The 13,741-nt window shown below is 69.5% G+C and carries 13 protein-coding genes and 1 riboswitch; of the genes, 4 read left to right on the top strand and 9 right to left on the bottom strand.

Annotated features, from left to right (window positions below):
* Positions 1–95 precede the first annotated feature (95 nt).
* The 4 genes from nusB to AC1DGC_RS12025 form a co-directional block, all read right to left on the bottom strand.
* Complete coding sequence (gene nusB, locus AC1DGC_RS12040; RefSeq protein ID WP_259209277.1) at positions 96–575, bottom strand: transcription antitermination factor NusB; 480 nt, start codon at positions 573–575, stop codon at positions 96–98.
* Positions 572–1,039 (bottom strand): 6,7-dimethyl-8-ribityllumazine synthase, encoded by a 468-nt coding sequence (gene ribH / locus AC1DGC_RS12035; RefSeq protein WP_259209279.1) that lies wholly within the window; start codon positions 1,037–1,039, stop codon positions 572–574. Before ribH ends, nusB begins: the two co-directional genes overlap by 4 nt.
* Positions 1,040–1,206: 167 nt before the next feature.
* Positions 1,207–2,304 carry a 3,4-dihydroxy-2-butanone-4-phosphate synthase gene (ribB, locus tag AC1DGC_RS12030; protein ID WP_478047941.1) on the bottom strand — a complete coding sequence of 366 codons (1,098 nt, stop codon included), beginning with the start codon at positions 2,302–2,304 and terminating at the stop codon, positions 1,207–1,209.
* Positions 2,301–2,924: a riboflavin synthase gene (locus tag AC1DGC_RS12025; RefSeq protein WP_259209282.1), complete on the bottom strand. Its 624-nt coding sequence runs from the start codon at positions 2,922–2,924 to the stop codon at positions 2,301–2,303. The genes ribB and AC1DGC_RS12025 overlap by 4 nt, the downstream gene beginning before the upstream one ends.
* 75 nt (positions 2,925–2,999) lie before the next feature.
* A riboswitch (FMN riboswitch) is annotated at positions 3,000–3,144 on the bottom strand.
* A gap of 159 nt (positions 3,145–3,303) precedes the next feature.
* Here AC1DGC_RS12025 and AC1DGC_RS12020 point away from each other — a divergent pair.
* From AC1DGC_RS12020 to AC1DGC_RS12010, 3 genes are all read left to right on the top strand, one after another.
* On the top strand, positions 3,304–3,942 hold the full coding sequence (locus AC1DGC_RS12020) for a hypothetical protein (protein ID WP_394163850.1): 639 nt from the start codon (positions 3,304–3,306) through the stop codon (positions 3,940–3,942).
* A 181-nt stretch (positions 3,943–4,123) separates the two neighbouring features.
* Complete coding sequence (locus tag AC1DGC_RS12015; RefSeq protein WP_478047940.1) at positions 4,124–5,011, top strand: hypothetical protein; 888 nt, start codon at positions 4,124–4,126, stop codon at positions 5,009–5,011.
* A 97-nt stretch (positions 5,012–5,108) separates the two neighbouring features.
* The gene (locus AC1DGC_RS12010) at positions 5,109–5,774 is read left to right on the top strand and encodes a hypothetical protein (RefSeq protein ID WP_478047939.1); all 666 of its coding nucleotides are present in this window, start codon (positions 5,109–5,111) and stop codon (positions 5,772–5,774) included.
* A gap of 152 nt (positions 5,775–5,926) precedes the next feature.
* On the opposite strand, the gene ribD is transcribed toward AC1DGC_RS12010, so the two are convergent.
* From ribD to glyA, 5 genes are all read right to left on the bottom strand, one after another.
* Positions 5,927–7,009 (bottom strand): bifunctional diaminohydroxyphosphoribosylaminopyrimidine deaminase/5-amino-6-(5-phosphoribosylamino)uracil reductase RibD, encoded by a 1,083-nt coding sequence (gene ribD / locus AC1DGC_RS12005; RefSeq protein WP_478047938.1) that lies wholly within the window; start codon positions 7,007–7,009, stop codon positions 5,927–5,929.
* A gap of 73 nt (positions 7,010–7,082) precedes the next feature.
* A complete protein-coding gene (gene nrdR / locus AC1DGC_RS12000) occupies positions 7,083–7,604 on the bottom strand; it encodes a transcriptional regulator NrdR (protein ID WP_259209293.1) in 522 nt (173 codons plus the stop codon).
* Between the two features lie 107 nt (positions 7,605–7,711).
* Positions 7,712–8,155, bottom strand: a complete 444-nt coding sequence (locus AC1DGC_RS11995; RefSeq protein WP_478047937.1) for a hypothetical protein — start codon at positions 8,153–8,155, stop codon at positions 7,712–7,714.
* Between the two features lie 4 nt (positions 8,156–8,159).
* Entirely contained in the window at positions 8,160–8,585 is a 426-nt protein-coding gene (locus AC1DGC_RS11990; RefSeq protein ID WP_394163845.1) for a hypothetical protein, read from the bottom strand.
* 1 nt (position 8,586) lies between these two features.
* On the bottom strand, positions 8,587–9,840 hold the full coding sequence (gene glyA, locus AC1DGC_RS11985) for a serine hydroxymethyltransferase (RefSeq protein WP_259209298.1): 1,254 nt from the start codon (positions 9,838–9,840) through the stop codon (positions 8,587–8,589).
* 224 nt (positions 9,841–10,064) lie between these two features.
* Between glyA and AC1DGC_RS11980 the strand changes: the two genes are divergently transcribed.
* Positions 10,065–13,595 carry an autotransporter outer membrane beta-barrel domain-containing protein gene (locus AC1DGC_RS11980; RefSeq protein ID WP_478047936.1) on the top strand — a complete coding sequence of 1,177 codons (3,531 nt, stop codon included), beginning with the start codon at positions 10,065–10,067 and terminating at the stop codon, positions 13,593–13,595.
* Positions 13,596–13,741 lie beyond the last annotated feature (146 nt).

Genomic DNA, 13,741 nt, shown 5'->3' with positions numbered 1-13,741 from the left:
CTGCGACGGACCGCGCTTTGCGCGCTCAGCCCACCAGCGGTCGGCGCCAGGGACGCGCAGCGGCGGGATCCGCCGCCGGCGGACACTCGACCGGCTCAGTGGCCGCTTTCGACCTTGCGCCATTCCACGGCCGCGCGATCGAGCACGCCGTTGACGTAGGTGTGGCCGTGTTCGGAGCCGAAGCGCTTGGCCGATTCGATGGCTTCGTTGATCACCACGCGGTACGGCACGTCCATGCGGTAGCGCATTTCGTAGGCGGCCACGCGCAGCGCGGCACGTTCGATCGCATCCACCTCTTCGATGCCGCGGTCCAGGTACGGGGTCAGTGCCTCGTCCAGGTCCTTGCGGTTGTCCAGCACGCCATGCACCAGCGCTTCGAAGTAGGCCAGGTCGGCGATTTCGCGGGCCTGTTCGTGGGCGAACTGGGCGATCACCGACTGCGCGTTGCCACCGGAGATCTGCCAGGCATAGATCGCCTGCAGGGCACGACGGCGCGCACGCGAGCGCAGCACCGGGTCGATGCCATCACGGCGGACCGGCTTGCCGGACGGCTTGCCCGGGTTTGACTTGTTCACGGCAACTGCTCCAGAAGATTGACCATTTCCAACGCCGTCAGTGCGGCTTCCTCACCCTTGTTGCCATGGCTGCCACCGGCGCGTGCCTCGGCATCCTCGGCGTTTTCCACCGCCAGCACGCCGTTGAGCACCGGCACGCCGAAGTCCAGCTGCACGCGCATCAGGCCCTCGGCGCAGCCATCGGCCACGTGTTCGTAATGGCGGGTATCGCCACGGATCACGCAGCCCAGGGCGATGATCGCCGCATGCTCGTGCGCGGCGGCCAGGCGGGCGGCCACCAGTGGCAGTTCCCACGCGCCGGGCACGCGGATCACGTCGATGGACGCTTCATCGATGCCGTTGCCGGCCAGGCTGGCGCGCGCCCCGGCCACCAGGACATCGGTGATGCGGGCGTTCCAGCGGCTGGCGAGGATGGCGAAACGGCCCTTTTCCGGGGTACGGAGGTCGCCTTCGTAGTGGCTCATGTTCGGCGTGGGGTCCAAAAGGTTGATTAGTTTACCGCGCACGGGCGCGCCAGAGGCTCAGCGGTCGCCAATTCGGCCACCGCATCGCCGTGCGCCCGGGCAGGGGCGCGTCATGCCGGGCCGTCCAGCCGGGCACGGCCGGCGGAACGGGCCCGGGTCCACCCGGCTCAGGGCGTGACCGTCTCGACCACTTCCAGGCCATAGCCGGCCAGGCCGACCTGCCGGCGCGGGGTGCCCAGCACGCGCAGCTTGCCCAGGCCCAGGTCGGACAGGATCTGCGCCCCGGCACCGTTGCGGCGCCACTGGCTCACGTCCTTGTCCTTGCCGGGGGTGACCGGCGCCGGCTGCTGGCGCAGGCGGGCCAGCAGGCTGTTGCTGTCGCGCGGGGCCGACAGCACCACCATCACGCCACGCCCGGCGGCGGCGATCGCGCGCAGGGCATCGGTGGAGGCCACGCCAAAATCATCGCGGCGCCAGTGCAGCAGGTCGGCCAGCGGGTTTTCCACCTGCACCCGGACCAGGGTCGGCTCGGCATCCGGGGTGCCGCGGACCAGGGCGAAATGCAGGTCGTGGGCGATCCGGTCGCGATAGGTGACCAGCTTGAACGGGCCGAACTCGGTGTCGATGTCGCGTTCGTCCACGCGTTCGACGGTCTTCTCGGTGGCCAGGCGATACGCGATCAGGTCGGCGATCGAACCGATCTTCAGGCCGTGCTCGCGGGCGAAGACTTCCAGCTCGGGGCGGCGCGCCATGCTGCCGTCCGGGTTGAGGATCTCCACCAGCACGCCGGCCGGCTCCAGCCCGGCCAGCATCGCCAGGTCGACCCCGGCCTCGGTATGCCCGGCACGGGTCAGCACCCCGCCCGGCTGGGCGATCAGCGGGAAGATGTGGCCCGGCTGGTGCAGGTCGGCCGGCCTGGCGTCCGGCTTCACCGCAGTGCGGATGGTGTGCGCGCGGTCGTAGGCCGAGATGCCGGTGGTGACGCCCTCGGCGGCCTCGATGCTGACGGTGAAGTTGGTCTGGAACTGCGCCGTGTTGGCCTGGACCATCGGCGCCAGGCCCAGGTCGGCGGCGCGCTCGCGGGTCAGCGGCAGGCACACCAGGCCACGGCCGTGGGTGACCATGAAGTTGATGTCCGACGGCTTGACCAGCTCGGCGGCCATGATCAGGTCGCCTTCGTTCTCGCGGTCTTCGTCATCGACGATGACGACCATGCGGCCGAGGCGGATGTCCTCGAGGATCTCGGGGATGGAGGCGAAGTTCATGCGGTGGCTCCCTGCTGCGGACCATGCGCCGGCACGGCGATCAGCCGTTCGACGTAGCGGGCGACCAGATCGATTTCCAGGTTGACCGCACTGCCCACGCCGGTGGCGGCGAAGGCGGTGTGGGCGACGGTGTGCGGAATCAGCGCGACCTCGAAGCCCTGGTCGTCGACCTCGTTCACGGTCAGGCTGACCCCGTCCACGCAGATCGAGCCCTTCCTGGCGATGTAGCGCAGCAGCGCGGCCGGCGCGGCGAAGCGCCAGCGCTGGGCGCGGGCGTCGTCATGGATGGACAGGACCTGGCCGAGGCCATCGACATGGCCGCTGACCAGGTGGCCGCCGAGGCGGTCGGTCGGGCGCATCGCGCGCTCCAGGTTGATCACTGCGCCATCGGTCAGCTGGCCGAGCGTGGTCAGCCCGAGCGTCTCGGTGGAGGCGTCGGCCTGGAAGGTGGTGGCGTCGTGGGCGATGACGGTCAGGCAGACCCCGTTGATGGCGATGCTCTCGCCCATCTGCACGTTCTCGAACGGCAGGCTCCCGACATGGAAGGTGAAGCGGACATCGCCGCCCAGGGTCTCGCGTGCGGCCAGGTGGCCGACGCCTTCGATGATTCCAGTAAACAAGGAACGTTCTCCGCGGAAAGTGAGCGAAAAACGCCGCAAGGCATATAGGCGCGCACCAGGCCGAAGGCCTGGTCGCACCGTCTTCTTTCATCCGGACTATACCGTCGGCTCCGGCATCGGACCGGATCTGCTGACCTTCCGGCGGAACCGGAAGCGCTCGCGGGCTCGTGCTTGCGCACCTACCGCCGGTGGGGAATCGCACCCCGCCCTGAAGACGTTTGTGTACCGGCGAACCGGCCTGGCCATTGTAGCAAGCGAAGCTGACTGCTCGCTTTTTGTGAAGATATGGTTAAAATCTGCCCGCGCGGCAGTGATCGCCGCCCCTGCCGCCCACGAAGGGCTGGCTGAAATGGACCTCAACGTCATCAAAGGAACCTGCATGCGCAAGATTCTCCTGGCCGCCGCCCTGCTGGCGACCACTCCGTTCGCGGCCTCCGCCGCTGAAACCATGAGCTACACCTTCGTGGAAGGCGGCTGGACCCAGCTGCAGCTGGACCGCAACGGCGCCGACTCCAAGCCGAAGCTGGACGGCGGCTACCTGCGCGGCTCGTTCGCCATCGCCGAACAGGTGTACGTCTTCGGTGGCTACAGCATGGTCTCCAAGACCTACACCTGGGACTACTACGGCTACAACGGCCGACTGAAGCAGGAGCTGCGCCAGCCGGAGCTGGGCATCGGCTACCACATGCCGCTGACCGACCGCCTGGACTTCACCACCGACATCGCGTGGCTGCGCATCAACAACGAAGCCAAGCTGTCCTACGACGGCGAGGAAGTGGATCGCCTGAAGGACCACACCAACGCCGGTCGCGCCACCCTGGGCATTCGTGGCAAGCCCTCGGCCCGCACCGAAGCCTGGCTGAAGGCCGGCTACATCGACGGCAGCGACATGGACGGCACCTGGGTCGGCACCCTCGGCGGCCAGGTCAACTTCACCCAGGCCTGGGGCCTGGTCGGTGAAGTGCAGGCGTACGACGACGTCACCCAGTTCTCGGTGGGCGTGCGCGCGAGTTTCTGATCGGGCAGCGACGGCTTCCGCCGCGCCATGATCGAACGGGCCCCGAAAGGGGCCCGTTTTTTTTGGGTTGCTCTCCCAATGGAGGGGAGCGTCGTGCGGGCCGCGCACCTGACTGCCCTGCGCCAGGCGCGGCTGCCGGGAAACGCGTTAGGCTTCGCCCCCTTCGCAGTGGACGCTGAACATGATGACGACCTCCCGGCTGCTCGCCCTCCCTCTCCTGCTGTGCGCGCCGCTGCTCGCCACCGCCGCGCCGGCGGCGGGGCTCACTCCCGAACAGACCTTCGACCTCTACGCGCGCGTTCTGCTCGAAGACGACGCCGGCGCGGCGCGCACGCTCAATGATGCGCTGCGCCCCGCGTTCGACGGCAAGGATGCGGTCACGCCGGCCCACGGCGAACTGGCCGCCGCGATGGCCGCGCCGTTGCAATCACTGTTGGCGAAACACGCGGGCGGCGCCAGGGACAGCGCCGCAGTACCAGCGCTGATGGCGGCCAACCTGCGCCAGACCCGCTGTCGCGCCACCCATGCCCAGGTCCGTGACAATGCGTACGTGGACGATGCAAAGATCGCCAGCGTCAGCTTCACCTGCCAGGTCACGGTGCTGGACGCGCTGCGTCCCTTGTTCAGCGCAGGGCTGCGGGATGATTCGGCCGAGAACCTCAAGCGCTTCACCGACGCCTACCTGCTCGCCCTGCGCGATGCGCCACGCCGTGAATTGAGCGGGCGCCTGGACCTGCATCCGGCCAAGGACAACGGCTACTGGTACAGCGGCAACCTGGACGCACTGGTGTCGCCGGTCGTGGACGCAGTGTTGCCGTTCAACGCGTGGCGCCAGGACGCCCTGGCCGACGCGGCGCCCAAGGTCACCGGCGTGCCGGCCTGCGATCTCCTGCTGCTGCAGCACCGCCAGTGCATCGCCAATACCGCGCCGGACCAGCTGCCGGGCGTGGAGGCGATGGCCGACGAGCTGAAGGCCAAGGCCGCGACCTCGACGCCGGCGGCGATGACACAGGAATGCAAGGCACTGCGCTCGATGGCCGAAGCGATGTGGGACGACGACTGCCGGTGAAGGGCGCGCACCGGCTGCGCGATCTGCAACCGATTGCATTTCAACGCCACCCCGGGAACGGGAGAATGTCCGATCACTCATGTTCGGGCCTGCTCGCATGTATCGCTCTCTGTTCCCTGTCCTGTTGCATGCGTCAACGGCGGTCGCCGGCCCTGCGGTATCACCCGAGGCCGAGTACACCCTGCAGGCCCGGGTACTGCTCCAGGACGACAACGACGCACGGGCGACGCTGTTGGCGGTCAGCCAGGATGCCGTGCCCGAGGGCACCCTCGATTGGGACGATGTCATCGATGATCTTCCCGCATGGCTGACCCGCGAGGGCATCCAGCCACCGTCCCGGGCAGTGATGCAGGAGGTGTCCGAGGCGCTCCGGATCCGGCTGCCACGGGTCACCTGTACGGCACGCGACGTCGTGCCGTTGGGCAGTCCCGAGATCGCGCAGTACACGCTTGCGTGCATGGTTCCGGATGTCGAACCGGCCTTCGCCGCCTACCGCGCGATGCGCAGTGGGGATGATGCAGACCGCGACGCCCTGAGCGATGCTTTTTTTGCGACGTTCGCCGCACGCCTGCGCGGCGACACCGCGGTGGCCCATCTCTCCACGGCCGTCGGCTGGTCGTCGTTCCGTCATGGCGACGTCCATGCCGCGCGTGCCGAACACCTCTACCGCACCGTACTGTTCGGCCTGCTGCCGTTCGCCGAGTGGGATCGACGGATCGCGTCGGACGCGGGCCGGGACGGCCACGAAGGGCCGGGCGAGTAACATCACCGGGACGTTGATGGGGCACGGAAAAGAGGGTCCAGGAGCTGGTCCGGGATGTGAACGAACAGCAAACGCTGGACTACTGCAACAACGAGGTCCAACGGCTCGTGATCGCCGAGACGGGGGATTTCAGTGCTTATGAATGGCGCGGCCTAGGGCCGCAGCAGCAGCCGCAGGTCCTCGCCGACCTGACGCTGGTCGACCACGCGCAGACGGCGCTGCTGGTCCATCGCATGGATGCCCAGCCCGGACAGCAGCGGCAGGCCATGCTCGCCGAGCACCGTGGGCGCCTGGTAGAGCAGCAGCTCATCGACCCAGCCACCGGCCAGCAGCGCGCCGGCCAGGGTAGCGCCGGTTTCCGTGTGCACCTCATTGATGCCACGCTCGGCGAGCAGGCGCAGCACCGCGCCCAGGTCCAGGCGGCCGTCCTGGCTGGGCACGCTGGCAAACTCGGCGTCGGCCGCGTCCGGCGGGCTCACCGACGCATCGTGCACGTACAACGTCGGGGCCCCGCCTTCGCGCACGCGCGCGCACTCCAGCGAGCGCAACCGCGTATCGAGCACCACGCGCAGCGGCGGCAGCACCTCGGTGTCGGGCAAACGCACGGTCAGCATCGGGTCGTCGGCCAGCACCGTGTCGGCGCCGGTCAGGATCGCGCCGGCACGCGCACGCCAGTGCTGCACGTCCTCGCGCGCGGCCGCGCCGGTGATCCATTTGGAGCGGCCATCGGCCATCGCGGTGCGGCCGTCCAGGCTGGCGGCGAGCTTGACCCGCAGCCACGGCCGGCCGCGCTCGATGCGCGACAGGAAGCCGCGGTTGAGTTCGCGCGCCAGCGCGCCCATCAGTCCTTCCCCCACCGCGATGCCGGCCTCGCGCAGCAGCACGAAGCCGCCGCCATCCACCTTCGGGAACGGATCGCGCATCGCCGCGACCACGCGACCCACGCCGGCCTCGATCAGCGCCAGCGCGCACGGCGGGGTGCGGCCATGGTGCGCGCAGGGTTCCAGGGTGACGTAGGCGGTGGCGCCGCGCGCGCGCGCGCCGGCCTGGCGCAACGCGAACACCTCCGCATGCGGCCCGCCGGTGCGCTGGTGCCAGCCCTCGCCCACCACTTCCTGGCCCTGGGCGATCACGCAACCGACCATCGGATTGGGCCGTGCGGTGTACGCCGCGCGTTCGGCCAGGCGCAGCGCGTGCGCCATGTGCAGGTGGTCGAGGGCGGAGAAGTCGGTCATGGCAACGGGAATCCGGCGGCAGGCATGCAGCGCAGATGGTAGCCCGGCAAGGGTGGCCGCGACGCGGCCGGGTTCAGCCCTTTTTCTTCTTGGTCAGCGCGATCACGTCGCCCAGCAGTTGCAGCTGTTCGGTGCTGGAGGGCAGTTCGCGCTCCAGCTTTTCGATCTCTTCGCGGAAATCGGCCACGTCTTCGAAGCTGCGATAGACCGAGGCGAAGCGCACGTAGCCGACATGGTCGAGCTTGCGCAGCTCGTTCATCACGAACTCGCCGACCTTGATCGAGGGGATTTCACGTTCGCCGCAGATCCGCGCCTGCTGCATCACCGCGCGCACCGCCAGCTCGATCTTGTCTTCGGGCACCGGGCGCTTCTGCAGCGCGCGGTCGAAGCCGCTGCGGACCTTGCGCGAATCGAATGCTTCACGACTGCCGTCGCTCTTGACGATGGCGGGCAGCTTGAGTTCGATCGTTTCCAGCGTGCTGAAGCGTTCGTTGCAGGCCTCGCACTCGCGCCGACGCCGGATCGTCGCCCCGTCTTCAGAGACGCGCGAATCGATCACACGGGTATCGGCATGCTGGCAGAACGGACAGTACATGGAACGCCTTGCATCAGGAAAACGTCATGCCGTGGTCACGGCAGCGTCGCAACGGTACCTGAGAGGGACCGGCTACAGCAAATGGCAGGGCCAGAGGCCAGCCCCGCCTAGGCGGCCCGCCGACGCAGCCAGACCAGGTGCGCCGCGCAGGAGAGCAGCGGAATGCCGGGCAGCAGCAGGATCAGGGCAACCGCCCGCTGGGGCGCCCCGGCGACCTCCACGGGGAACAGCGCCTGCAACAGGCCCAGCCAGGTCGCGGCTGTCGCCACGATGCCGACCCGCAGGCCGGCCCATCCCGCCGGGCACGCCCGCAGCGCCTCGGCACCCCCGCGCCACCAGCGCAGGGCCAGCGCGGACCACGCAACAACGATGAGGCCGACGCTGGCGAACCAGGCCATCGCCCAGCCAGGCACATCGCCCGGCCCACCATACTGATGCAGCACGTCGCGCAGACACAGCCCGACCCCCACCGCGACCGCCACGGCATGCGGGACGGCAACCAACCCCAGGTGCAGCAGCAGCGCGCGCTGCTGCCGGTGTGGCGGCACCATCCGCTCAGCTGCCCCGGGTCCGCCGCAGTTGCACCAGCCGGACGGCAGGAAACGCCATCGGCGGCCCGGCCAGCAGCAGGACCAGCCCCAGCGGGCTCTCGGTGGCGTGCCAGACCGCCATCCCCACCACCGGCACCGATGCCAGCATCCCCAGCCACAGCGCGGCCCACGCCCAGCGGCCACTCGCGCGCAGCCCGTCGCGGCCGTGACGCAGATAACAGCCACTCAACCACAGCCAGCCCGCGATCCCGATCAGGCCGGCCGCCCCCCAGCCGCCCAGCAACAACCGGGAGGCGCGGTCCAGGTAGGCCGGCTCAACGAAGGCGACCCACACCCCGATTACCGCCAGGGTGCCGCCCCCGGCCATCCCGAGGATGCCGGTGACCAGGGCCAGCACGGCGTAGGTACGCCGTTGCCGGCCCTCGTCCATGTCAGCCGTAAACCGGGTACTTGCGGCACTGCGCGCTGACCGCCTCGCGGACGCGGGCAATCACGGCCTCGTCGGCCGGGGCGTCGAGCACGTCGGCGATCCAGTTGGCCAGGTCCACGCAGTCCTGCTCGAGGTAGCCACGGGTGGTCACCGCCGGGGTGCCCAAGCGCAGGCCCGAGGTCACGAACGGCGAGCGCGGGTCGTTGGGCACCGAGTTCTTGTTGACGGTGATGTGGGCCTGGCCGAGCGCGGCTTCCGCGTCCTTGCCGGACACGTCCTTGCCGATCATGTCGACCAGCATCAGGTGGTTGCGGGTGCCGCCGGAGACGATCTTGTAGCCGCGCGCGATCAGGGTGTCGGCCATCGCCTGGGCATTCTTGACCACCTGCTGCTGGTAAGCCTTGAAGCCCGGCTCCAGCGCTTCCTTGAACGCCACGGCCTTGCCGGCGATGACGTGCATCAGCGGGCCGCCCTGGATGCCCGGGAACACGATGGACTGCAGCTTCTTCTGCAGTTCTTCGCTGGCGCCCTTGGCGATGATGATGCCGCCGCGCGGGCCGCGCAGGGTCTTGTGGGTGGTCGAGGTGACCACGTGGGCGTGCGGCAGCGGGCTCGGGTAGACGCCGGCCGCGACCAGGCCGGCGACGTGGGCCATGTCCACGAACAGGTAGGCACCGACCTTGTCGGCGATGGCGCGGAAGCGCGCCCAGTCCACCACCTGCGAGTAGGCCGAGAAGCCGGCGACGACCATCTTCGGCTTGTGCTCGACGGCCAGGCGCTCGACCTCGTCATAGTCGATCAGGCCGGCCTCGTCCACGCCGTACTGCACGGCGTTGAACAGCTTGCCCGACGCATTGACCTTGGCGCCGTGGGTGAGGTGCCCGCCGTGGGCCAGCGACATGCCCAGGATGGTGTCGCCCGGCTGCAGCAGCGCGAAGTACACCGCCTGGTTGGCCTGCGAACCGCTGTGCGGCTGCACGTTGGCGTAGTCGGCATCGAACAGCTGCTTGAGGCGGTCGATGGCCAGCTGCTCGGCGATGTCCACGTACTCGCAGCCACCGTAGTAGCGCTTGCCCGGATAGCCTTCGGCGTACTTGTTGGTGAGCTGGCTGCCCTGCGCTTCCATCACCGCCGGGCTGGTGTAGTTCTCGCTGGCGATCAGCTCGACGTGGTCTTCCTGGCGCTGGGTTTCGGCGGCGATGGCCTTGGCCAGTTCGGGATCGTAGGTTTCGATGCGGACGTCACGCGGGAACATCGGTTACTCCAGGCAGGTGAGAGAAGCGATAAGCGGTTCATTGTAAGCCCGACGACCGGGACTGGCCCCTGCCGGCAGGCACGGGCGCGATCATCGAACCGGCGCGCCCAGATGCACGATCTGAGATGGCGTTCCTTGAATTGTTCAGATTAATTCATTTCAAACGCTAAAGTCGTTCAGCCAACAGCCGATACCGCCGACTCAGATCAAAACAGGGGTTGGCTGTGAATCATGTTTACCGCGTGGTCTTCAACCACGCGCTCAAGTGCGTCCAGGTGGTATCCGAATTCGCCCGCGGCGGCCGTGCGCCGGCCCGTGCCGGCGCGCGCCGCGCGCCGCGCCTGGCGCCGCTGTTCAGCGGCATCGCGCTGGCCTGCGCGGCCCCGGCCGCGATGGCCGGCGTCAACGGCTGGAACGAGTGGCGCGCCTCGATCGACAACAATTGGGGCACGGGCGGCAACTGGGAATTCGGCGAGCCCACCGCCGGCTCGGTGGCCGCCTACATCGACGGCAGCCGCACGGCGGTGGTCTCCCAGCCTGGCGAGCAGACCGACCACCTCCACGTCGGCTATGCCAGCCGGGGCGACCTGTCGGTCCTGGGCGGCGGCACGCTGACCTCGGGGACCATCTTCGTTGGCACCGGTGACGGCGGTACCGCTGCCACCGCCGACGGGCGGGTGCTGATCTCCGGCGCCGGGTCGACCTGGACCTCGCTCACCACCCTCGGTGTCGGCCACCTCGGCCGGGGCCTGGTCGACATCGACAACGGCGGCACGCTGTCGATCGGCCTGGATTCCTACATCGGCGCCGGCATCAGCGGCGTGGGCGCGATCAACGTCAGCGGCGCGCAGTCGCTGTTCCGCACCGATCGCAACCTGCTGCTGGGCAACCAGGGCAACGGCACGGTGCGCATCCTCGATGGGGCGCAGATGACCAGCCTCGCCGGCTTCGTCGGCAACACCGACACCGGCGTGGGCCTGGCCGAGATCTCCGGCACCGGCAGCCGGTGGGTGAACACCGACGTGCTCAACATCGGCCAGCTCGGCAAGGGCACGGTCAGGGTCGAGGATGGCGCCAGCGTGGAGGTGGGCGGCGCGCTGTACATCGGCAACCAGGCACTCTCGGCGAGCAACCGCTCGCGCGGCGACCTGCTGGTCTCCGGCACCGACGCGCGTTTTGTCCAGACGGGCAGCGTCGCGGTGATCGGCAACGCGGGCGTTGGCGCGATCGAGGTCTCCGACGGCGGCGCGGTCAGCCTGGGCGCCACCACGTTCGGCCTGGCCGGCAGCGGCGTCGGCACCGCCTGGGTGACCGGCACGGGCTCGCGCCTGGAGGTGGCGTCGCTGCGCATCGGCGTGGATGGCTGGGGGCGCGTGGATATCGCCGACAGTGCCACGGCAACCGTGCGCGGCAACATCCTGCTGGGCAGCAACGCCTCGGGCGTCGGCACCCTGGTGGTCGGCCCGCAGGCGGTGCTGGCGGTCGGCGGCGCGCTGCCGGCCAGCATCACCACCGGCAACGGCACCGGCACCCTCGAACTGGGCGGCGGCACCCTGCGTGCCAACAGCGTGCTGCGCGTGGACAGCAACGTGCTGCTGGCGGCCGATTCGACCGTGGAGACGGTCAACAACGTGCTCATGCAGCGCGCCATCAGTGGCACCGGCCAGCTGCGCAAGACCGGCGCCGGCAGCCTCACGGTGAGCGCCGACAGCAGTGGCTGGAGCGGCGGCACGCTGGTCGATGCCGGCACCCTGGCGGTGTATGGCAGCAAGGCGCTGGGCACCGGCCTGGTGGCCCTGGCCGACGCGACGCGCCTGGAACTGGGGGATGCGGTGGTGCTGGACAACAGCGTGCAGCTGCGCGGCGAGGTGGCCGTGTCCGTCGGTACCGGCAGCAGCGCCACGCTGGCCGGCGGGCTCAGTGCCGGCAGCGGCGGCGTGCTGGTCAAGACCGATGGCGGCCAGCTGGTGCTGGCGGGCAGCGCCTACAGCGGCGCCACCCGCGTGGACGATGGCCGCGTGCTGGCCACCGGCAATGCCCTGCCCACCGGCAACATCGCGATCGGCAGTACCGGCACGTTCCAGATCGACACCACCCGCGTGCTGCAGTACGCCGGGCAGCTCAGCGGCACCGGCACCTTCGCCCAGGGACGCCACTGGCTGACCCTGAGCGGCGACAGCAGCGCCTTTGCCGGCACCACCGTGGTCGACCAGGGCCGGTTGATGGTGGACGGCGCACTCGGCGGGCAGGTGAACCTGGACAACGGTGCCTACCTGGCCGGCAGCGGCCGCGTGGGCAGCGTGCACCTGCGTTCGGGCAGCGTGCTGGACCCGGGCCCGAACAGCGCCGTGGGCCGGCTGACCATCACCGGTGACCTGGTGTTCGATCCGAGCGCGACCTACCGCGTCCACGTCGCCGCCGATGGCAGCAGCGACCACGTGGACGTGGCGGGCGTGGCCACCCTGGGCGGTGCCGGCACCGTGGCGGTGGCGGCGGACGGTGACTGGAAGGTGTCCACCCGCTACACCGTGCTGAGCGCTGGCGACGGCGTTGCCGGCACGTTCGGCGGCGTCACCAGCAACTTCGCCTTCCTCGACCCGAGCCTGGCCTACGACGCCAACAACGTCTACCTGACGATGGCACGCAACGACGTGTCGATGCCGGACGTCCAGCTGGCGTTCCCGGACGTGGTGGTCAACGACAACCAGAAGGCGGTGGCCGGTGCGGTGGAAGCCCTCGGCGAGGGCAATGCGGTGTATGACGCAGTGGTGCGCCTGGAGATTCCGCAGGTGGTGCCGGCCTTCGACAGCCTCAGCGGTGAAGTGCATTCGGCCACCCGCGGCGCGCTGCTGCAGAACCGGTTCCTGCACGACGGCATCGACCGCCACCTGGATGGTCGCGCGATCAGCGGCGGCATCGCCCCCGGCGTGCGCGTGTGGCTGGCCGGCAGCGGCGGCCAGCTGCACACGGACGCCACTGCGGCCAATGTCGGCACGCGCACGCAGCAGCACGGGCTGATGGCCGGTGCCGGCTGGCAGGTGGGTGAGTCGCTGCAGTTCGGCGTGGCCGCCGGCCAGCAGCAGCTGGACACCCGCCTGCGCGAGCGCGACGCACGCGCCGAGACCGATGCGACCGAGTACGGCGTCTACGCCGACTATGGCTGGCAGGGCCTGCGCCTGCGTGGCGGCGTGACCCGCGCCGATTACCGCACCGACAGCATGCGCACGGCCCAGATCGGCACGACGTTCGCCGAGTCGCTGTCGGCCCGCGAAGATGCCACCGCCACCACTGCTTTCGTGCGTGCCGGTTGGACGTTCGGCGGACCGCGTTTGCAGCTGACGCCGGAAATCGAGCTGGCCCAGGTGCGTCTGGAGAGCGATGGCAGCCAGGAACACGGTGGCCATAGCGCGCTGCAGATCGCCTCGGCCGATAGCCGTTACCGCACCGGTCTGGCGGCGTTGAAGGCCGACTGGGATATCAGCGGTGGCCTGCAGGACAAGGCGGTGGTGACCGCACGCGTGGGCTGGCAGTACGCCGACGGCGACCGTCTGCCGACGACCACGGCTCGCTTCGTGGAGGGCGCGCAGGAGTTCGGTATCGCCGGCGCGCCGCTGGCACGCAGCAGTGTGCTGGCCCAGCTCGGTGTCGCCGTGAGCCCGAGCGCCAACAGCCGCGTGTCGCTGCAGGTGCAGGGGCGCGATGGCGATGGCCAGCGCGACATGGGTGCCCAGCTGGACTGGTCGGTCGGCTTCTGATGTGAGGGGGACGCGGGTGTGCCGGCCAATGGCCGGCACACCCAGGAAAGGGCGCGCCTCCGGGCGCGCCCTTTTTTCTTTTCTCTCACTGGAGGGGAGCGTCGCGTTCCAAGGTCCGCAACACATGGCGCACCGCGTTACGTGGG

Source organism: Stenotrophomonas sp. 05N37, from assembly GCF_056397365.1.
The sequence above is the reverse complement of the archived record's forward strand: the minus strand, read 5'-3'. Positions and strand labels throughout refer to the sequence as shown.